General features: G+C 62.9%; 18 protein-coding genes. 5 read left to right on the plus strand and 13 right to left on the minus strand.

The window, feature by feature from the left end:
• Window positions 1-142: 142 nt before the first annotated feature.
• Complete coding sequence (locus CIT31_RS12280) at window positions 143-1,621, minus strand: tlde1 domain-containing protein (protein ID WP_095518794.1); 1,479 nt, start codon at window positions 1,619-1,621, stop codon at window positions 143-145.
• 451 nt (window positions 1,622-2,072) lie between these two features.
• Window positions 2,073-3,512: an FAD-binding oxidoreductase gene (locus tag CIT31_RS12285; protein ID WP_095518795.1), complete on the minus strand. Its 1,440-nt coding sequence runs from the start codon at window positions 3,510-3,512 to the stop codon at window positions 2,073-2,075.
• A gap of 211 nt (window positions 3,513-3,723) precedes the next feature.
• Here CIT31_RS12285 and CIT31_RS12290 point away from each other — a divergent pair, with 211 nt between their 5' ends.
• Together CIT31_RS12290 and CIT31_RS12295 are read left to right on the plus strand one after the other, a co-directional pair.
• Complete coding sequence (locus CIT31_RS12290) at window positions 3,724-3,987, plus strand: hypothetical protein (RefSeq protein ID WP_206073355.1); 264 nt, start codon at window positions 3,724-3,726, stop codon at window positions 3,985-3,987.
• 350 nt (window positions 3,988-4,337) lie between these two features.
• Window positions 4,338-4,640, plus strand: coding sequence for a hypothetical protein (locus tag CIT31_RS12295; protein WP_245316192.1), 303 nt, complete (start codon window positions 4,338-4,340; stop codon window positions 4,638-4,640).
• Window positions 4,641-4,706: 66 nt separating this feature from the next.
• On the opposite strand, the gene CIT31_RS12300 is transcribed toward CIT31_RS12295, so the two are convergent.
• The 3 genes from CIT31_RS12300 to CIT31_RS12310 are packed head-to-tail and all read right to left on the minus strand — an operon-like array spanning window position 4,707 to window position 7,737.
• Window positions 4,707-5,963 carry an NAD(P)/FAD-dependent oxidoreductase gene (locus tag CIT31_RS12300; RefSeq protein WP_095518797.1) on the minus strand — a complete coding sequence of 419 codons (1,257 nt, stop codon included), beginning with the start codon at window positions 5,961-5,963 and terminating at the stop codon, window positions 4,707-4,709.
• Complete coding sequence (locus CIT31_RS12305) at window positions 5,960-6,673, minus strand: methyltransferase domain-containing protein (RefSeq protein ID WP_095518798.1); 714 nt, start codon at window positions 6,671-6,673, stop codon at window positions 5,960-5,962. The genes CIT31_RS12300 and CIT31_RS12305 overlap by 4 nt, the downstream gene beginning before the upstream one ends.
• Window positions 6,670-7,737 (minus strand): type III polyketide synthase, encoded by a 1,068-nt coding sequence (locus CIT31_RS12310; protein WP_095518799.1) that lies wholly within the window; start codon window positions 7,735-7,737, stop codon window positions 6,670-6,672. The genes CIT31_RS12305 and CIT31_RS12310 overlap by 4 nt, the downstream gene beginning before the upstream one ends.
• An 860-nt stretch (window positions 7,738-8,597) precedes the next feature.
• Between CIT31_RS12310 and cueR the strand changes: the two genes are divergently transcribed.
• The 3 genes from cueR to CIT31_RS12325 all read left to right on the plus strand — a co-directional run bounded on the left by cueR (window position 8,598) and on the right by CIT31_RS12325 (window position 10,323).
• Window positions 8,598-8,996 carry a Cu(I)-responsive transcriptional regulator gene (cueR, locus tag CIT31_RS12315; RefSeq protein WP_095518800.1) on the plus strand — a complete coding sequence of 133 codons (399 nt, stop codon included), beginning with the start codon at window positions 8,598-8,600 and terminating at the stop codon, window positions 8,994-8,996.
• A complete protein-coding gene (locus CIT31_RS12320; RefSeq protein ID WP_245316194.1) occupies window positions 8,993-9,544 on the plus strand; it encodes a cytochrome c in 552 nt (183 codons plus the stop codon). The genes cueR and CIT31_RS12320 overlap by 4 nt, the downstream gene beginning before the upstream one ends.
• A gap of 110 nt (window positions 9,545-9,654) precedes the next feature.
• Window positions 9,655-10,323, plus strand: a complete 669-nt coding sequence (locus CIT31_RS12325) for a phytochelatin synthase family protein (protein ID WP_095518801.1) — start codon at window positions 9,655-9,657, stop codon at window positions 10,321-10,323.
• Window positions 10,324-10,602: 279 nt separating this feature from the next.
• On the opposite strand, the gene doeB is transcribed toward CIT31_RS12325, so the two are convergent.
• The 8 genes from doeB to ehuB all read right to left on the minus strand — a co-directional run bounded on the left by doeB (window position 10,603) and on the right by ehuB (window position 17,980).
• Entirely contained in the window at window positions 10,603-11,604 is a 1,002-nt protein-coding gene (doeB, locus tag CIT31_RS12335) for a N(2)-acetyl-L-2,4-diaminobutanoate deacetylase DoeB (RefSeq protein ID WP_095518802.1), read from the minus strand.
• A gap of 5 nt (window positions 11,605-11,609) precedes the next feature.
• Entirely contained in the window at window positions 11,610-12,788 is a 1,179-nt protein-coding gene (gene doeA / locus CIT31_RS12340; protein WP_095519350.1) for an ectoine hydrolase DoeA, read from the minus strand.
• Between the two features lie 38 nt (window positions 12,789-12,826).
• Complete coding sequence (locus CIT31_RS12345) at window positions 12,827-13,819, minus strand: cyclodeaminase (protein WP_095518803.1); 993 nt, start codon at window positions 13,817-13,819, stop codon at window positions 12,827-12,829.
• Window positions 13,816-14,808, minus strand: a complete 993-nt coding sequence (eutB, locus tag CIT31_RS12350; protein WP_095518804.1) for a hydroxyectoine utilization dehydratase EutB — start codon at window positions 14,806-14,808, stop codon at window positions 13,816-13,818. Before eutB ends, CIT31_RS12345 begins: the two co-directional genes overlap by 4 nt.
• 16 nt (window positions 14,809-14,824) lie before the next feature.
• Window positions 14,825-15,598, minus strand: coding sequence for an ectoine utilization protein EutA (gene eutA, locus CIT31_RS12355; protein WP_095518805.1), 774 nt, complete (start codon window positions 15,596-15,598; stop codon window positions 14,825-14,827).
• A gap of 6 nt (window positions 15,599-15,604) precedes the next feature.
• A complete protein-coding gene (ehuD, locus tag CIT31_RS12360; protein ID WP_029350592.1) occupies window positions 15,605-16,264 on the minus strand; it encodes an ectoine/hydroxyectoine ABC transporter permease subunit EhuD in 660 nt (219 codons plus the stop codon).
• Between the two features lie 16 nt (window positions 16,265-16,280).
• The gene (gene ehuC, locus CIT31_RS12365) at window positions 16,281-16,940 is read right to left on the minus strand and encodes an ectoine/hydroxyectoine ABC transporter permease subunit EhuC (RefSeq protein ID WP_065006649.1); all 660 of its coding nucleotides are present in this window, start codon (window positions 16,938-16,940) and stop codon (window positions 16,281-16,283) included.
• A 188-nt stretch (window positions 16,941-17,128) separates the two neighbouring features.
• Entirely contained in the window at window positions 17,129-17,980 is an 852-nt protein-coding gene (gene ehuB, locus CIT31_RS12370) for an ectoine/hydroxyectoine ABC transporter substrate-binding protein EhuB (protein WP_029350588.1), read from the minus strand.
• Between the last annotated feature and the right edge of the window lie 38 nt (window positions 17,981-18,018).

Raw genomic sequence — 18,018 nt, forward strand, 5'->3', positions numbered from 1 at the left:
ACTGCCGATCTCCCCACTTGTGGGGGAGATGTCCGGCAGGACAGAGGGGGGGCGCGAAGGATCGCTACAGAGCGGCTTTCATTCTGCGCCGCTGCTGGTCTACGCGCCGCGCCCTTCCGACGCGACCTGCATCAGCGGCTTGTTAGCCGCGCACGACGAGGCGTTTGATCTTGCCTTTCTTGAAGGCGGCGAGGAAACGGGCATAGTCCTTGAAAGCGACGCAGCCGCTCGATTCCGCGCGGCCGCCGCGCAGCAGGTAGGTATGGGCAAGAAAGCCGTCGCGGCCGTACTTGTTCTTGCCATCGACCGGAATGAGACGCAGCGCCTCCACCCCATGGAAGCGCGATTCGCGCAGCCTCAAATCGTAGGTGTGGGGCGGTGTCGGGCCGACATTCTTCAGGTTGGCGTAGCGCGGCTGGTCGGCCATCGAGCCTCGTCCCGAATGCGCCTCGAGCCGCGAACCGTCCGGCATATAGACGGTTTTCGCCGAAATGTCGTAGACGGCGACGCCGCCGCCGACGCTGGGCTTGTTAAACAGGTTGCGGAAGACCCCGCCGCCCGCCGGGCTGTCGGGTTTGGCATAGGCCAGCATGTCTGCGGCCTTGGCCTTGGACCGCTTGGCCGGCTTGCCCGGGCTGCTTTGCATGCCCCGGCTGGCTTGCATGCTTGGCATCGCCGCCGGTGACGAACTCCTCGGTGACAAGACTGGCGCCCGGGGTATCTCGACCTGTGGAGCGTCGGCGGTCTGCACCTTGTTCGCTTTGGATGACTGAGACTGGACCTTGGCGGCCCTCGATGCCTGGACCTTGGGCGCTTTGGCCTTGGGTGCCTCGACCTTGGGCGCCTCGGCTGGCTGGTCGATTTCCGCTCGCGGGCGCCAGGTCGGCAAGGGAATGCTGTCAGGCATCTCGTCCTGCGGCGGCAGCGAGGCCATCTGCACCTCGCCCTCTTGCGGCTCCTGTGGAATAGAAGGCTCGCTTGCCGCAACAGCTGGGGGCAGCACGTCGATCATCTCTCCCGGCAATGCATTTGCAAGCGCCAGCGCCAGACCGGAGGATCGTTCGGATTCCGCAATCTCGGGCCCGAAGCGCACGGCCGCGGGACCATGCTGATCGGGCCGGCGCACCGGCTCCGCAGCGCGCCCGGCCGCCGGAAGGCTGGCAAGCATAGGAGGTGCCGCGGTGACGTGGGCGAAGGCAGCAGCGAGCTTTTGCGGCGACAGCGCGGCTTTCGCCACCACACCGTCGAAGCGCGCTTGGGGCGAGATTTTTGCGACAACAGGCACGGTATTCGGCTTCGCTAACGGCTTTAGACGCGCCAACTTGCCTTCATGCACGAAGCTCGCGGCAGCCTGCGCGCAACCGGCATCGCATCGGCTGAGCAGCGATGCCTGACGCTGCCGGCTTGCCAGTGACGGCGCCCACGAACTGGCCCATGAATTGGGAAGCGAGCGATCGGCGAGCGCGATGGTTCGCGGCGCGAGCAGGCTTTGCGGAAGACTGTTGGAGGCAGCGGTGAGCGAGGTTCCCATCGAATGGAGGCCGGCCATGGTCGCCACCGACCACAGAGCGATCGCAACGCCAACAACGGGAATCGCGACCCAGCGCAGGCCGGGCCTCATCGAAGTCAATCCAGTATCAGGATTATCACCCCGGCTTTTCAAACGCACAAACGCCATACAACCAACCTCAATCGGCCTTGCGGCATGCGGGGCTCGCAGCCGTCACAATCACAGTCGCCTAGTGCCCCCTGCACGCTTCGCGTCTGTTGCCAATTGATTCAAAAGATGGACAAACTTGGTTAACCAATCCCTCTACCGATCGCCGATTGGGCGAAGGTCGATATCAAAAAAGCTCCCTCCACGACTATGAAAATGGTGGAAATGTCCACCGTATAAGGCTTTGCTGCCCGTTTTTGCCAACCGAGTCAAGAAACCGAAAGGACTAGACCTTGCCTGGGCGGGCGTCAGCTGAGGCTGTTTTGGGATAAAAAGCGTCGCATCACCCATGATCGTCTGCGCGCAACGAGGCCCGCGTTCTCCGTCGGAGACGCGGGCCTTGTCATTGCATACGCTATGCGGCGCGCAGGTCTTCCGCCGGGCGCAAATTCTGGTTCATGCGGAACAGGTTCAGCGGGTCATAACGCTGCTTGATCTCTAGAAGTCGCCGATAGTTGCCGCCATAGGCTGCTTCGACCCGGTCGACCTCGTCCTCGGGCATGAAGTTCACATAGGCCGTGCCGGCGGCATAGGGCGAAGCCGCCTCGTAAACACCGCGCGCCCAGTCGATGCAGGCGCGGTCCATTTGCGGTTCGCGCCAGCGGGCGTGGACATTCATGACGAAATGCGCGCTGCGTTGCGGAAACGCCGTTGCATCCGCTGTCACGCGGCCCGCGGCACCGCCGACATGGGCGAAGAATATCTCGCATTCAGGCCCCGGAAGCTTGGGTATCGCGGCCGTGATAACCTCGATCGCGCTGTCGGAGAGCTCGGTGAAGTCGTGGCTCTTCCAGTAGTTTCGGGCGCCGGGCGCCAGCAATGGATCGAATGCCTGCTCCCAGCCGGTGAACGGGTTAGGGGCGACAACATCGGCAATCGGTGTGCCGATGGCGCGAAGCCTTTGCGTCGCTTTCTCGCCCTCCTGAAGGTCGCCGCAATAGCACATGGCCAGGACCAGCACCTCCTTGCCATGCCATTCGGCCGGCAGGAACGGCAGCGGCGGCGCCTGCCGCATGACCACCCAGCAGGTCAGCTCATTGGGCGCTGCTTCGAGCGCCGCTCGGTACTCCCGCAACACGTTTTGGGCATCGGCAAAGGGGTGAACGACAAGCCCCGACAGCACCTGCGGACCGACTTGATGGAGCTTGAACTCGAAAGCCGTGACGACGCCGAAATTGCCGCCGCCGCCGCGCAGCGCCCAGAACAGGTCCGGATTTTCGGTCTGGCTGGCGCGCAGCAGCTTGCCGTCGGCGGTAACCACATCGGCGCAGAGAAGATTGTCGATGGTCAGGCCGAATTTCCGCGTGATCCAGCCGAAGCCGCCGCCCAGCGTCAGGCCTGAAATGCCCGTCGTCGAGTTGATCCCGGTCGGCACCGCCAGTTCGAAGGCCTGTGTTTCCGCGTCGACGTCGGCGAGCGTCGCGCCAGGTTCCACCCATGCCCGCCGCGTCGCCGGATCGACCCGCACCGACTTCATCGGCGACAGATCGATCATTAGGCCGCCGTCGCAGACGGCGCTGCCGGCGATGTTGTGGCCGCCGCCGCGAACCGCGACGAGCAGCCTGTTTTCCCTGGCAAAATTCACGGCGGCGATAACGTCGGCGGCACCGGCGCAGCGCACGATCATCCCTGGCCGCCGGTCGATCATGGCATTCCAGATGCTGCGTGCCTCGTCATAGGCGGCGTCGCCTTCCCTCAGCACGGTGCCGCGCAATTGCGCCGAAAGCGCGTCCAGGGCCGCGGCATCGACTGTCGTCTTGCCGCGTTCAAGCGTGGTGAGGCTCATGCTGTTCATGGCTTTCCTCCCGATTGTTTTTGAGCCGTTTTCCCTCCACCCGTTTCCAAGTTTGCCCTTATATTAGAGGTCAAGCAAGTTCCTAGTGGCTTGCCGGGCGGTATTGCGCAACCCGCCTAACGCCGTAAGGCGGTCCGCCGGTTCGGTCGAGGAACTACGCAGCGGTCCGCGGAGTTAGGCATATCAGCAACCAATGCATAGGAGAGCTCTGATGGCACCGCGCAGAAAACCCGACGATCCATCCGAAGGCCCGACAATCGAAAAGCAGGACTGGGACGCGATTAAAGGCGGCGAAATTATGCCAGACAGCGTGCCAGGAAACGGCGACATCCGGTACGACCTCGAGAAGGAGGCTGAACTGCCCGAGGAAGACGACGACAATCCGTACCAGGAAAGTGACGAGGCGTTGCCGGACGACGAAGAGGAACGCGCCATCTCGCGCAACCCCTCGAAGCAAGATATCGACGAGCCGTGAACGACAGCATTCAATGGCGCAGCTAGCCGGCCCGTTCCGGGTGCGCTCCAGGCTCCATGAAGGTTCCTGCATCAACAGAAAAGGCCCCGCGGGGAGGAAGCGCAGGGCCTTGTCCGAATGCCGTCCGAACGGCTTTCCAGTCGCTGTAGAACGACTGCGCTTCCAACCGTGGCTGGCGGATCTTGTTCCATCGAAACCGAAAAAAGATGGGCGCTCGTTCGCTGCTTCGCCAGCATTGCTGCTTGGATTGTCATTGGCTCAATCACAATTTCTGTCTGATGGAACAACTCCAAAAAACGCTCGTTGGATAATCATCGCAATCAGCGAGGCAACTCGAATGGAGACCGATCATGAAGAAAATTCTTTCTGCAACCGTACTCAGCATCGCCCTTGCCACTTCGGCGATGGCGCAATCAACCGGCACAGGATCCGGCACCAGCGATCCGGGAGCGGGCACCGGGACAGGCACTGGCACTGGCAATATGGCTCCCGGCACCGATAACGCAACTCCTGCCGATCCAAACGTAACCGGTTCGACAACCACAGGCCCCGACGGCATGGGTGACCGGTGTAAGGATATGGCAGGCGCCGATGCGAATACAAACTCCGCCAGTGGCACTGCAACTTCGGACATGGAGAATTGCCCCAAGTGACGGAGCTCGCGCTTTGTTGAGCACGCTGTAGTGCCTTCGTTTGCGCATGATGCGCCGCACCACTTGTTAGACAAAGCCGGGAACCGGCTTTGTCTTGCCGCTTAATCGCGCGCCCAATGTCAGTGCCTGCGGAAAATTCCGGATAATGGCCGCCATCAAGGTGGCGTTACCGGGGCGAAGGGCAATTCCAGCAATCGCTGCAGCGGCGTAGACCCGCGTCGAAAATAGTTTTTTCCAGGCCGCCTCATAGCGTCTGCCGACAGCCTCACGCCCTGCTGCGCGGTCTGGCGCGCATGCGAGTTCGCAGGCCAGCAGCCAGCCGGACTGAAGCGCCATCGAGATGCCCTCGGCGACAACGGGATGAGACTCTCCGGCTGCATTGCCGACGCGGAAGATGTCCCGCTCGTAGCAGGAGCGAATTCCCGGCCGGATCGGACCTGCGGCAAGCCACGGACCGTCGGGGTGAGCTGACTCCAGGGCATCCCTGACACCCCGGCACGATTCCATCAGATGACGGGAGACCGCATCGGCCGCCGACAAATGGCTCTGCTGGTTGGGGCCAGGCTGTTTGCGCAACAGTGCGAGCATATCGCGGCGAATGCAGCACGAAATCGACAGCCGGCCATGATCCGCCGAAACCATGCCGCCATAACCGCCCGGAAACACCAGCAGAGGCATCAAATCAGGCGCCAGGGACGACCCGGTGAAATGCGCCTTGAAGCCGAGCAGGTCCGAAGGGCGGTTGGTCTTCCCGAGCTGGCTGGGCAGCGGTCCTGGTTCCCAGGAGCCGTGTGCGGCGACAATCACCGGCGCACGCAACATCGTCGTTTCGTTCCCGGCTTGAATTCGCACCATTTGCGTCTCGCCATCCCGATCGATGGCGACGGCGCGGCAAGGCTGAAAGATTTCGACGCCCGCCGATCGCGCCGCCTGCAAAAGCAGACAGTCGAGAATATCCCGGCCGAGCGCCCGGCCGAAGCCAGGGTTGGCAGAAGGCCCATCGTTTGCACGAGGCCCATCGTTTGCACGAGGCCCATCTTTTGCACGAGGCATGGGTGCCTCGACACTCGCATCGCCGGAAAAGAAGCCGACGCGGCGGATTTCGGGGCCGGCATTGGCACGCCAGGCATCGCCGATTTCCAGCTGGTCCAGAAGCGCAAGATTGCTTGCCGACATGTATTCGCCGCAGACCTTGCGGCGCGGGAACACGTTCTTTTCCACAATAGCCACGGCCCATCCGCGCCGGGCCAGCGTCAGCGCGGCGGACGTGCCCGCCGGGCCGGCGCCTATAATGATCGCGTCATGGGTCGACAATCGCGTCATAGGTCATCACCGGCGGCGGCACCGACAAAAATGTGGGAAAAAAGGCCGGCACGCCGTTCCTCGACCGGTTTGCCGTTTGCTGCGAGCCAGAGACCGGAAAGCTCGCTGCCGCGAAAACCGGCACGCACGCTTTGAGCCGCGTCGTTTCGGGTCACGTCATTGGCGCCGATTGCCGGCAGAAGACGCGTCGCGGCCAACGCCAGTTTCGCTCGCAACGGCTCTGTCGCCAGCAGCAGCGGGGCCTTCGGCGCCATCAGCGAAAACAGACGCACGAGCTCGGCATCGTCGAAATGATGCAGAAACAGATTGACGGTGATCGCGTCGAACCGCGTGCCCTCATTCTCTCTCGCCCAGTCGAAGACATCGGCGGTGACGCCTTCGACCGTCCATCCCAGCCTGTCAAAATCACCTTCCAACTGCGCGGTGACGAGGTCGACGCGGTCGAGCATTATCAGTTGGACCCCAGGCCAATGCCCGGCCATGCGCCGCGCTATCGCCAGCATGAAGGATCCATCGCCGGCGCCGATCTCCAGTATCCGGCGTGGCGGCCTTGGCACAAATTTCCGGAGCAGCGACGCCATGATCCTCGCCTGAAACATCAGCGCGTTGATCCGACGGAGGTCGCGGCGCGCGGCAAGCGCTCGCGGATCGTCGCCCGCAAGTCCGTCGAGGATTTCCGGCTCAAGCTGGCGCTGCTCCAGGCCGCTCATGACACCGTTCGGAAAAGCATGGTTTCGGCCGTCAGCCCGGGTCCGAACGACATGCCGCAGCCGAGTTGGCCTGGTGGCGCCTTCAACATCTCTTTCATCACGAACATGACGGTCGCGGACGACATGTTTCCGTACTGGCGCAACACCTCGCGCGATGGCTCCAGCGCGGTGGGTGCAAGCTTCAGAGCCCTTTCGACGGCGTCGAGAACCGAACGTCCACCCGGGTGCACGGCCCAGAGCTCGATCGCCTCGGTCGGCCGATCGCCGAGGATGGCATCTTGGTTGCTCCGCAACACCTCATGGATCGCTGCTGGAACCTGGCCGGAAAGGACCATTTCGAAGCCGTGGTCGCGAATGCTCCAGCTCATCAGATCCCGCCGCTCGTTCGCCACGATACAGTAAAAGCTTTCGAGCTCGATGCCGTGCGGCTCGGCGGTGACGAGCGCAGCCGCGCAGCCGTCGCCCCAGAGGCAGAACGACAGCAGCTTTTCCAGCCCGCTGGATTCCCGCAGATGCATCGTGCAAAGTTCAATATTGACCAGCAGGACCCTCGCCTGCGGGTCGGAGCGGACGATGTGGCGGGCAAGCTTGAGGCCATTGATCGCCGCGTAGCAGCCCATAAACCCGATCATCGTGCGTTCAACCCTTTCCGGCAGGCCGCATCGCGCAACCAGCTCCAGGTCGATGCCCGGCGCTGAAAAACCGGTGCAGGTGGTAACGATAAGATGGGTGATGCGGGAAACGCCGCCACCAAGCTCTAACCCCTCGACGCCTTTTTTCGCCAGAACAGGTGCGGCATCTCCGAACATTGCCATTCTCTCGGCCGTTCCAGGAAAGGCGCCCCGGATGAACCTCCCGGCCAGGTCTGCTGACGGTCCTTCGGGGTCGCTGGCAGGTGCAAAGCAGGAATAGCGGTGCTCGATGCCGGCAAGGTCAGCCATGCGTTTAAAAATTCTTCGGCGATCGGCCGCAAGCATGGAGGCCGCGAAACGCAGATAGAATTGATGAACCTCGTGCTCCGGCACCGCTGTCGCGATCCGGTTGATATACGCTTTGGCCGGCATATTCTGTCTCCTCGGCGTGTGCACGGTATAAATTTGGGGCCACCGCCGGAGGTTGTTTGGTCATCGGCACCAGATGCTGGACATCAGGTTTTGAGTGTTGTTCGATGAACGTTTCTGAGAATTGATTTCATCCCGAGGTTCAGCATGTGCTGTTGCCGGGCGATGCTGCGGTTCGCCGGCACTAGGAATATAGGCTCCATTACCGAGGCGTCCACCAGGAGCCCGCGCTTCGGGCCGAGGCGCCGTTGCGTCCGGCCCTCACCGGGCACGGCCTTTTTGCTGATCGATGGAACACTAGGGCACACTAACAGTTGTAGGATGACAGCGAATATCTCTTGGATATTGGCTGCTGGATCGGGGCCGGTTGGCCGCGCTCTTCCAGAGGCGCGGGCTCCCCGATCCCTGCCGGCTTGAAGCCCAATTTTGGGAACAATGGCCAGCTGCCATAAGGGTCGCGGTAAAGACAAGGAGAGCTGTCATGAACAACATCATTTGGCTGGTCGGGGCCATCGTTATCGTAATAGCGATACTTAGCTTCCTTGGACTACGTTAGGATTCGCCTTTAGCGAAATCCGACGCGTGAATAGGCAGTTACTTGGGACGGCTTTGGAACCCACAGATGGGTCCGCAGGCCTAGCAGCTATCCGCGCTAACGACCCGCTCCTTCACCGGGCGAAGTTCCCTGCCCAATCGATACCATCCACGACCCAGTGCTCTCATTTGACGCCGCGTCTCCTGCCTTGAGCGGGTGACGTCTCCGTCCGCTCGAGTTTGCGGCTGCGGCGCGTGAAAATCACCCTCGGGCGGTTGACCTTCCAGCTGCTGGAAGGTCTATTTCCTTGCGAACGGAGATTTTCATCATGAACATTGGCATTGCATCCGAGAAATCCGGGCTGCCGTCCAAGACGATACGCTACTACGAGGACATCGGGCTTTTGCGCCCGTCCCGGACAGACAACGGCTATCGCGACTATTCGGTAGCCGACATCCACCGCCTCCGGTTTCTGCAGCGCTCGCGCAGCCTGGGTTTTTCGGTCGACGAATGCCGCCAGTTGCTGTCGCTCTATCAAGACAAGGACCGCGAGAGCGCCGACGTCAAATCTATCGCCGAAGCCAAGCTGGTGGAGATCGACAGGAAGATCGCCGAACTCGTGGGATTGCGCGGCCTGCTGCATCATCTGGTCGAGCACTGTCACGGCGACGAGAGGCCGGACTGCCCGATCATCGACGAATTGGCGGGAGAGGGCGTGGTTCAGTGAAATGGACCGCCGCCGCGGTGATGCTGTCGCTTGCCTGCGCCTCCGCGGTGGTGGCCGCGGCCGGACCTGACCCAATCGTCGCGACGCGCCAGTCCGCGATGAAGGAGATGGCCGCTGCCGCAAAGACGATCGCCGGGATGTTCGATGGCAAGCTGGCCTATGACGCTGTGGCGTTTAAGGCGGCGGCCGGGACGTTACGAACCCGCACCGGCCCTGCCCTCATTGCGGAATTTCCCATCGGGACATTGGGTCCGCCTTCGGGCGCCAGGTTGGAAATCGACCAGGCCCGTTCGGAATTCGAGGCGCTGGCCCGTCACATCGGGATGCTGGCGAGCACACTGGCCGCCAAGGCCGAGCGGGCGCCCCCCAGTATCACCGACGACATGAGGATGGGTTCCGGCCCGGCGATGGGCGGCGGCAGCCTGCTTGGCAAGCGGCCGGCAGCGGCAGAAGCCGATCCTGCCAAGGCTCCCGCCGAGCACCTCCTGCATCTTATCCTGCAGGATTGCTCAAGCTGTCATTCGAGGTTCCGGCAGAAGGTCCTGTGATCGCCGAGCGATCCGCGAGATCACCGGATGGCTGATTGGCCGGGTGCGGCCCTGATTGACGTTGCGGTGCCTTTTCTTCATTGTCCTGTTGCTGCCTCCGAGGTTCAGCAATGAAGCGCAGTCTCGCTTTCGGTGTGATTGTGATCGCCGTCGTCGGCCTGCTGGGCGGCAGCGCACTTTTGATTGCTGGCCAGTCCAGAGTCTCGCAAGATGCAATCCAGTCATCGGTTATCCGCACCCCTGAATTGATTGACAGCGCCTGGAAGCTACCCGTGGCTGCCACTTTCAATGCCGACGTCACATGGCAATCAAACGGATCAAGGTGCGGCCCGGCAAGCGTCGCAAACACATTCCGCTCCATCGGCGAGGAGGAGACAACCGAAGCCGAAGTCCTCGCCGGAACCGGAAAGTGCTGGACAGGCTTTTGCGTCATCGGGCTCACGCTGGAAGAGCTTGCCGAGGTCGCTCGAACGAACACCAGGCGGAAGGTCTCGGTGCTTCGGAATCTGAGCGCTGATGCGTTTCGCGAGCACATGAAGCGGGCCAACGATCCCGGCCGCCGTTACATCGTCAACTTCACCCGTGAGAAGATTTTCGGCGCCGGCGCTGGCCATTTTTCCCCAGTCGGAGGATATCTGGAGGCCGAGGACATGGTCTTCGTCCTCGACGTAAACGAGGACTACAAGCCCTGGCTGATCGAGCGTGAGCGCCTGTTTTCAGCCATAAACACAATCGACAGCGATGGCGACAAAAAGCGCGGCTTGCTGCTTATCGAGTAGCACGGTCGCAAGCAGTTTCGCAGACCGCCAACGATCGTAGTGCCCCCGGCTCGGCGCCGGGGCTGGGGCAATCTCGCCGTACTGCAAAAAGGCGGTCAGGGATGCGCGGGTCGAGGCGCTGTTGGGCTTCCTCAAGGAAGTCGCCGGCGGTAGCTATCTCAGCGACGCCGAAGTCCCCGGCATTGCCAAAGCGGAGCTCGAGGAATTTCGCGCGCCCCTCGACGCCGCCCTATTAGATTAAGCTGCCTTAATCCATGAGCCGAGCCCCTGCGGATGCTTTCAATCGACCAGCACGGCGACCACTGCGGTGCAGTCGCCCGCCTTGACCAGTCCGGGGAAATGCCGCGCGGCCAGCATGCCGCCCATTCTTGCCCTGATCTCTTGAGGTGCGGGACCGGTGCGGCCGATGGAGTGGATGCGCGCCAGGACCTGGCCCTCTTCGACAGGCTCGCTCAGATCGATCAACGTTTCGATCATCCCATCGTCCTCGGCGAACGAGAAGCAATCGCCCGACGGCATGTCTAGCCAGCGGGTCGGCTGCATCTCGACCGCACCGGAGACAATGCCGCCATGGCGCAGCACATTGAGCACGCCGCGACGAGCGATCCGCACCGTTTCCGCGCGGGAGGTGCCACCGCCGCCAAGCTCCGTGGTGATGAACAGCTTGCCCATCTCTTCGGCGGCAGTGTCGAACATGCCGACCGCATCGATCTCCAGCATCTTCATCGACCACGGCGCCGAGAACGCTTCGACCGCCGCGAAGCCCTTCGCCTCCAGCACTTTGTCGGGCCGGATATGGGCGGCACAGAACGGCACGAAGTCGAGCGTCTTGCCGCCGGAATGGAAGTCGAGCGCGATATCGGTGCGCGGCAAAAGTTCGCGCTGGAAGTAATCGGCGATTTTCTCGGTCACCGTGCCGTCGGGCCGGCCGGGAAAGCTGCGATTCAGATTGCCCTTATCGATCGGCGAGGTGCGGGTGCCGGCACGGAACGCCGGATAGTTCATCGCCGGCACGATGATCACCGTGCCGCTGACGTGCTTCGGATCGAGCGTACGGGCGAGATCGTAGAGCGCCAGCGGCCCCTCATATTCGTCGCCATGATTGCCGCCGGTGAGCAATGCGCTCGGCCCGCTGCCGTTGCGGATCACGCAGATCGGGATCATCACCGATCCCCAGGCCGAATCGTCACGGCTGTAAGGCAGCCGCAGGAATCCGTGTTGCACGCCGTCGCGGTCGAAATCGACGGTCGGCGTGATCGGTGAGGGGCGAAGGCTGGACATCGGGCTCAATTCTTCACCACCAGCTTGCGCGGCACACTGGCCAGGCACTCGACCCCTATCTCGGTGATCAGGATGGATTCGGTGATCTCGAGCCCCATCGTCTCCAGCCACAGGCCGGTCATGAAATGGAAGGTCATGCCCGGCTTCAACTCGGTGCGGTCGCCGGGGCGCAGGCTCATGGTGCGCTCGCCCCAGTCCGGCGGATAGGAAAGCCCGATCGGATAGCCGGTGCGGTTGTCCTTGACGATGCCGTATTTCTTCAGCACCGCGAAGAAGGCGCTGGCGATGTCCTCGCAGCTGTTGCCAGGCTTTGCCGCGGCAAGCCCGGCCTCCATGCCTTCCAGCGTCGCCTTTTCGGCATCGAGGAATTCCTGAGTGGGTTTACCAAGGAACACAGTCCGGGAAAGCGGACAGTGATAGCGGTTATAGCAGCCGGCAATCTCGAAGAAGGTACCCTCGCCCGACTTCATCGGCCGGTCGTCCCAGGTCAGATGTGGCGCCGACGCATCGGGGCCCGATGGCAGCAGCGGTACGATCGCTGGATAGTCGCCACCGATCCCGTCGACGCCGCGCGTGCCGGCATCATAGATCTCGGCGACCAGATCGCATTTGCGCATGCCGACTTCGATCTTGTCGACGATACGCTGGTGCATCGCTTCGACGATCCGGGCGGCCTTGCGCATATAGTCGATTTCGGTCGGGCTCTTCACCGCACGCTGCCAATTGACGAGTGCCGTAGCATCGACGAAGCGGGCGTTGGGCAGATGCTTTTGCAGCGAAGCAAAGGCGGCGGCCGAGAACCAGTAATTGTCCATCTCGACGCCGATGCTGAGCTTGCCCCAGCCGCGATCGGCCAGCACCTGCGAGAGAAAATCCATCGGGTGGCGTTCGGTCGACTGCACATAGTGGTCGGCATAGCCGACGATATTGTCGTGCGCGAGATACGCGGTGCGCTTGGCGCCGTTGGCGTCCTGACCGCGCCCGTACCACACCGGTTCGCCCGACGGCGGCACGATGACGGCCTGATGCACGTAGAACGACCAGCCGTCATAGCCGGTCAGCCAGGCCATATTGGACGGATCGCTGACAATAAGGAGATCGACACCCTTGGCCTCCATGGCCTTCCGTGTCTTGGCGAGGCGATCCGCATATTCGCCGCGCGAGAATTTGAGATTGGGCTGCATTGTTCTTGGTCCTCGTTTGTTGGGCCTTGCGGCCAGCATCAGCTTTCGAAAATAGTCCCGGCATTCCCCGCCCGCGCACGGTCGCGGGCGAGCGTGGCGATCGCCGTGTCCTGGACGCCGGTGCCGGTCAAGTCGGCGATGGTGATGTCGCTGGCTGAGCGCCGGCTGTGCTTTTCGCCGGCGATGATCTGGCCGAGTTCGGTCACTTCGGCATCGGCCGCCATCACGCCCGCCGCGATGGCATGGTGCAGTTCGCCTAGCAGCCGCGTCTGTTTCGCGCTGTCGGCGACGTAGAGATCGGCCATGCGCAGGATCGCCGGAGCGATCTCGTTCTTGTGCTCGGCGTCCGAGCCCATAGCGGTGATGTGCTGGCCGGCCACGACGAAGCCGGCTTTGATCAGCGGCTCGGTCGACGGCGTCGTGGTGACGATGATGTCGGCATCGGCGGCCGCATTTGCCGCGTCGGGGTCGGCGCGCACGGCGATGCCTAGTCTTTCGCGCAATGCATCCGCCGCAGCCTCGGCCTTGGCGGCGTCCCTGGCCCAGATGCGGGCCTCGGCGATCGGCCGCACCAGCATAAGCGCCTCGAGCTGCAGTCCAGCCTGGACGCCGGCGCCGAAGATCGCGGCGATCGAGGAGTCCGGCCGCGAAAGGTGTTTAGCCGCGACCGCTCCGGCCGCCGCTGTGCGGATGTCGGTGAGATAACCATTGTCGAGCAGCAGCGCATCGACCAGCCCGGTTTTTGACGACAGCAGCACCATCATGCCGTTGACGCTGGGCAGGCCGAGCTTCGGATTGTCGAAGAAGCCGGGACTGATCTTGATGGCAAAACCGTCTATCCCAGGCACATAGGCGGTCTTGACGTCGACCTCGCCGCGATGCTCGGGAATGTCGAGCCGCAGGATCGGCGGCATCGCCACCGGCAAGGTGGCAAGCGCGCGGAACGCATTCTCGACGCAGGCGACGGCATCGAGATCGAGCTTCACGATCGCGCGCAATTCGGCTTCGGTGAGTATCGTCATTCGGCTCATGCGGCGTTCTCCTCAATTGCTGCGCCGCAAACGACTTTCCTGTGCAATGTCATGTCGATGTTGCGGCCCGACAGAATGAGCACCGTGGGGCCGCTCGCCCTGACTTTGCCGGACAGCACGGCGGCGATGCCGACCGCGCCGGCGCCTTCGACGATCTCGCGCTCCTGTTCATAGGCATGGCGGATGCCGGCGGCGATCTCGCCCTCGTCGAGCAGGATCGCGTCGTCGATCAGGTCGCGGCACATCGAGAAGGTCAGCCGGTTGTTGAGGCCGATGCCACCGCCAAGCGAATCCGCCAGCGTCGGCAGTTCCTCGACTAAAACTGGATGTCCGGCATTGAGGCTCGCCTTCATCGCGGCACCCCGCGCCATCGAAACGCCGATGACCTTCGTGCTCGGACTGACGCCCTTCACGGCCGCGGTGACACCCGCTGCCAGTCCGCCGCCGGACAGCGGCACCAGCACCAAAGCGGCGTCCGCAACCTGCTCGATGATCTCCAGCCCGAGCGTGCCTTGCCCGGCGATGATACCAGGATGGTCGAAGGGCGGCAGCATGACCAGCCCCTCTTCCGCGACCAGCCGGTCGACCTCCTGCTGCGCATCGTCCTGGCTGTTGCCGACGATGCGGATCTCGGCGCCAAGCCGACGGATTTCATCGAGCTTATTCTGCGGCACCCGTCGCGACATGCAGATCGTCGCGCGCATGCCTTCGAGCTTCGCCGCATGAGCCAGCGCCCGGCCGTGATTGCCGGTCGAGGCGGCGACCACGCCTCGCGCCTTCTCCTCGGCGTTCAGCGACGCGATGGCGTTCGAGGCGCCGCGCAGCTTGAAGCTGCCGGTGGTCTGCCGATGTTCGAGCTTGAGATAAACAGGCGCACCCAAGTGCCCGGAAAGACTCGGAGAAAGCGCGGTCGGCGTGCGTTCGACCTTAGCTGCGATGCGCTCGCGCGCCGCGCGGATATGGGAGAGGGTGACGTGGTTCGCGATCATGACCTTTGCTTTGCAATCAATTCAAAGGCAGCGTCATCAGACGGCCGAATTCGGCACGCGGCTCGTCGTCCCCGCAAAGCCGCAGACAGTTCCAGGCCGTCGCCTGGTTGCTGGTGACGACCGGACGGCCGATCGCCTCTTCGATGCCGACCACGGCAAGTGCTGCCCGCAGCGCAGTGCAGGAGACGAACAGCGCGTCGGCTTTTTCGTCCATCGCATCGAGCGACAGATCGACCAGCGACGCAGGCGCAATCCGCGCCATCTCGCGGTCGTCCTCGAAGCCGAGACAGGTGAAGCTGGCGATCTCGAAATCATGCGCCGCGAAATAGGCCGCCATCGGCCGGCTGGTTTCGACCGTATAGGGAGTAAGGATGCTGATCGTCCTGGCGCCCAGCGCCTTCAAACCACGCACGGCTGCCATCGGCGGCGTAACCACCGGCACGCCGGGCTTGGCCGCCTGCACCGCCGCCTCGATCTCGGCATCGCCGATGACCACGGAGGCCGAGGTGCAGGAATAGCAGATCGCGTCGAGCGGCTCATCGGGCAGGATGAGCGCCGCGCCCGCCGTAAGCGACGGCTGCATCTTGCGCAAATTGTCCGGCGTCGTCGGATTGGCGTAGGGAATGCGCGCGACATAAACGCCGATCCGGTCGCTCGCCACCATGCGGCGAAAATCCGGTTCGGTCGTATGGTCGGTCGCAAGGATGATCAACCCGACGCGCTTTTCCAGGGGACGCGCGTCGAGCCCCGGCCGTGCCGGCGTCAGTCTGATCTCGGGCGAGTTTTTCATGAAAGACTACCTCTCGATCTTGCCGTAACGGCGTTCCAGCCAGCGTAGCAGCACGACCGAGAAAAGACTGATGACGAGGAAGAAGGCGCCGACCAAGGTCATCGGCTCGACATAGCGGTAATAGGTATTGGCGACGCTCTTGGCCTGGTTCATCAGTTCCAGCACGGTGATCGCCGACAGCAGCGGCGTCTCCTTGAACATCGCGATGAAGTAGTTGGCAAGCGCCGGGATCATCGGCGGAATCGCCTGCGGCATGATAATGTGAGTCCAGGTCTGCCTGGCGTTCAGATTGCAGGCCTTGGCGGCTTCCCATTGGCCGCGCGGCACATTCTCGATACCGGCGCGATAGACTTCAGCCGTGTAGGTGCCGTAATGCAGGCCGAGGCCGATGACGCCGGCCACCAGCGGCGGCAGCAGGATACCGATATCGGGCAGCACGTAGAAGATGAAATAGAGCTGCACCAAAAGCGGCGTGCCGCGAATGAATTCGGCGAGGAAGCCGACGGTGCGCGACAAGCCCTTGTTCGGCGAGCGCCGCGCCAGCGCGATGGCCAGCCCCACGATCGCGGCCAGAACCGAGCCGAGCAGCGTCGCCAGGATGGTGATCTTCACGCCCTGGATCAGCGTCGGCATGATCTCCCAGACGAAATTCCAATCCCACTCCATTATGAGGCCCGATCCATCATACGCGCACCCCGTCGAGGCCGCGCGCCATGCGGCGTTCCAGCGATCTCACGCCCCAGGAAATGATCAGCGCAAGGACGAAATAGATGATGAGAATGGTGGTGAACGGCACCAGCGTGTTGCCGGTCTGCGAGCGCACCACCTGCGCCTGGAAGGTCAGATCGGCGAGCGAGATCAGGGAAACGACGGCGGTGGCCTTGAGCAATTCGATGGCGTTGTTGCCGAAGGTCGGCAGCATGACCAGCAGCGCCTGCGGCAGGATGACATGGCGCATGCCTTGCCAGCGGCCGAGATTGAGCGCGGTGCAGGCCTCGTACTGTTCGCGGCCGATCGACTGGATGGCGCCGCGCACCACCTCCGCCGCATAGGCGCCGACATTGAGGCCGAGCGCCAGCACGCCCGCCTGCAGCGGTGTCAGCGAAATGCCGATGAAGGGCAGCACGAAATAGGCCCAGAACAGCTGCACGAAGATCGAGGTGCCGCGGAAGAATTCGATATAGGCGGTGGCCAGCGCCCGAATGGCGAAAAAACGCGACAGCCGCCCCAGCCCGGCGAGAAACGCCATGATCAGGGCAAGCACCGACCCCATCAGCGTCAGCTCGATGGTAACAAGCGCTCCCTGCATTATCAGGCCGAAATAGCCGGACCATTGGGTCATTGTGTCGAGAGTTCCCGCGTTGAATGTCTAGCGAGACGTTGTTTCCAGCGTCCTTCTCCCCGTTCACGGGGGAGATGATGCCGGCAGGCAGATGGAGGGGCGGCGCGAACCAACCAAAGTATGGCGCTGCCCCCATCCGACCCTTCGAGCCACCTTCTCCCCGCGAACGGGGAGAAGGAAAAGGGCGCCTACTTTGCCGAGCAGAGCTTGTCGCGGCTTGTCGACATCGCTGCCGCTGCCGAGAAGCCGTAAGGCTCGATGATCTTGGCGAATTCACCGGACTCCTTCAGCTTGGCCAACTCGACGTCATAGGCGTCGCGCAGCGCTTCGTCGCCCTTCTTGAAGGCTGCGCCGTCGCAATAGACCGGCGCGCCGACCACCGGAGCGACAACTTCGAGGTTCGGGTCGTTGGCCTTCTTGACCAGATCATTGATCGACAGCACTGGCAGCGAATAGGCATCGATGCGGCCGTCCTGCAGCATCTTCAGGCCGCTCTGGCCGTCCGGCACGACGATGACGCGGTCACGTGGCACACCAGCGGTGAGCGCCAGCTTCTCCTCGGTGCCGCCGCCCGGCGCCCCGATCGTCGCGGTGGCATCCTTGGCGACATCCTCGTAGCTCTTGAAGCCCTTGGGGTTGCCCTTCTTCACCAGCATCGCCTCGGCGTCGCACAGCACCGGCTCCGAATAGACAACGGCCGCGCAACGCTCCGGCTTCATAAACAGGCCGGCGGTGACGACGTCGAAACGGCCGGCCTGCAGGCCGGGAATCATGGCGCCATATTCCGAGATCGAGGCGACGATGTCGTTGACGCCGAGGCGCTTGAAGATTTCACGCGCCACATCGGGCGCCGCGCCCGAAACCTTGCCGTCGGCCGCAACCGCCGTGTATGGCGGCTCATTGGCGATGGCGACGCGGGCGAAGCCCTGTGCCTTGAGCTCTTCGAGCTTGCTGTCGTCGGCCGATCCCGCGGTCGAGGCGGCCAGAATTGCGGTTAGTGCAACACCGGCCACGCCGGCCAGAATGCCAAGTTTCTTCATTGTTCCCAACTCCTTGCTTCTCTTCTTGGTTTGGTCGT

It is taken from the genome of Mesorhizobium wenxiniae (assembly GCF_002284535.1).
GTDB classification, from domain to species: Bacteria; Pseudomonadota; Alphaproteobacteria; order Rhizobiales; family Rhizobiaceae; genus Mesorhizobium; species Mesorhizobium wenxiniae.

What these genes read in the sequence shown, in the direction of transcription:
- cueR (WP_095518800.1), top strand. Translation starts at nt 8,598, where the DNA reads ATGAACATTGGCATTGCATCCGAGAAATCCGGGCTGCCGTCCAAGACG.
- CIT31_RS12300 (WP_095518797.1), bottom strand. Translation starts at nt 5,963, where the DNA reads ATGACGCGATTGTCGACCCATGACGCGATCATTATAGGCGCCGGCCCG.
- CIT31_RS12325 (WP_095518801.1), top strand. Translation starts at nt 9,655, where the DNA reads ATGAAGCGCAGTCTCGCTTTCGGTGTGATTGTGATCGCCGTCGTCGGC.
- CIT31_RS12295 (WP_245316192.1), top strand. Translation starts at nt 4,338, where the DNA reads ATGAAGAAAATTCTTTCTGCAACCGTACTCAGCATCGCCCTTGCCACT.
- CIT31_RS12345 (WP_095518803.1), bottom strand. Translation starts at nt 13,819, where the DNA reads ATGAGCCGAATGACGATACTCACCGAAGCCGAATTGCGCGCGATCGTG.
- CIT31_RS12290 (WP_206073355.1), top strand. Translation starts at nt 3,724, where the DNA reads ATGGCACCGCGCAGAAAACCCGACGATCCATCCGAAGGCCCGACAATC.
- eutA (WP_095518805.1), bottom strand. Translation starts at nt 15,598, where the DNA reads ATGAAAAACTCGCCCGAGATCAGACTGACGCCGGCACGGCCGGGGCTC.
- doeA (WP_095519350.1), bottom strand. Translation starts at nt 12,788, where the DNA reads ATGCAGCCCAATCTCAAATTCTCGCGCGGCGAATATGCGGATCGCCTC.
- CIT31_RS12285 (WP_095518795.1), bottom strand. Translation starts at nt 3,512, where the DNA reads ATGAACAGCATGAGCCTCACCACGCTTGAACGCGGCAAGACGACAGTC.
- ehuB (WP_029350588.1), bottom strand. Translation starts at nt 17,980, where the DNA reads ATGAAGAAACTTGGCATTCTGGCCGGCGTGGCCGGTGTTGCACTAACC.
- ehuD (WP_029350592.1), bottom strand. Translation starts at nt 16,264, where the DNA reads ATGGAGTGGGATTGGAATTTCGTCTGGGAGATCATGCCGACGCTGATC.
- CIT31_RS12280 (WP_095518794.1), bottom strand. Translation starts at nt 1,621, where the DNA reads ATGAGGCCCGGCCTGCGCTGGGTCGCGATTCCCGTTGTTGGCGTTGCG.
- doeB (WP_095518802.1), bottom strand. Translation starts at nt 11,604, where the DNA reads ATGTCCAGCCTTCGCCCCTCACCGATCACGCCGACCGTCGATTTCGAC.
- eutB (WP_095518804.1), bottom strand. Translation starts at nt 14,808, where the DNA reads ATGATCGCGAACCACGTCACCCTCTCCCATATCCGCGCGGCGCGCGAG.
- CIT31_RS12305 (WP_095518798.1), bottom strand. Translation starts at nt 6,673, where the DNA reads ATGAGCGGCCTGGAGCAGCGCCAGCTTGAGCCGGAAATCCTCGACGGA.
- ehuC (WP_065006649.1), bottom strand. Translation starts at nt 16,940, where the DNA reads ATGACCCAATGGTCCGGCTATTTCGGCCTGATAATGCAGGGAGCGCTT.
- CIT31_RS12310 (WP_095518799.1), bottom strand. Translation starts at nt 7,737, where the DNA reads ATGCCGGCCAAAGCGTATATCAACCGGATCGCGACAGCGGTGCCGGAG.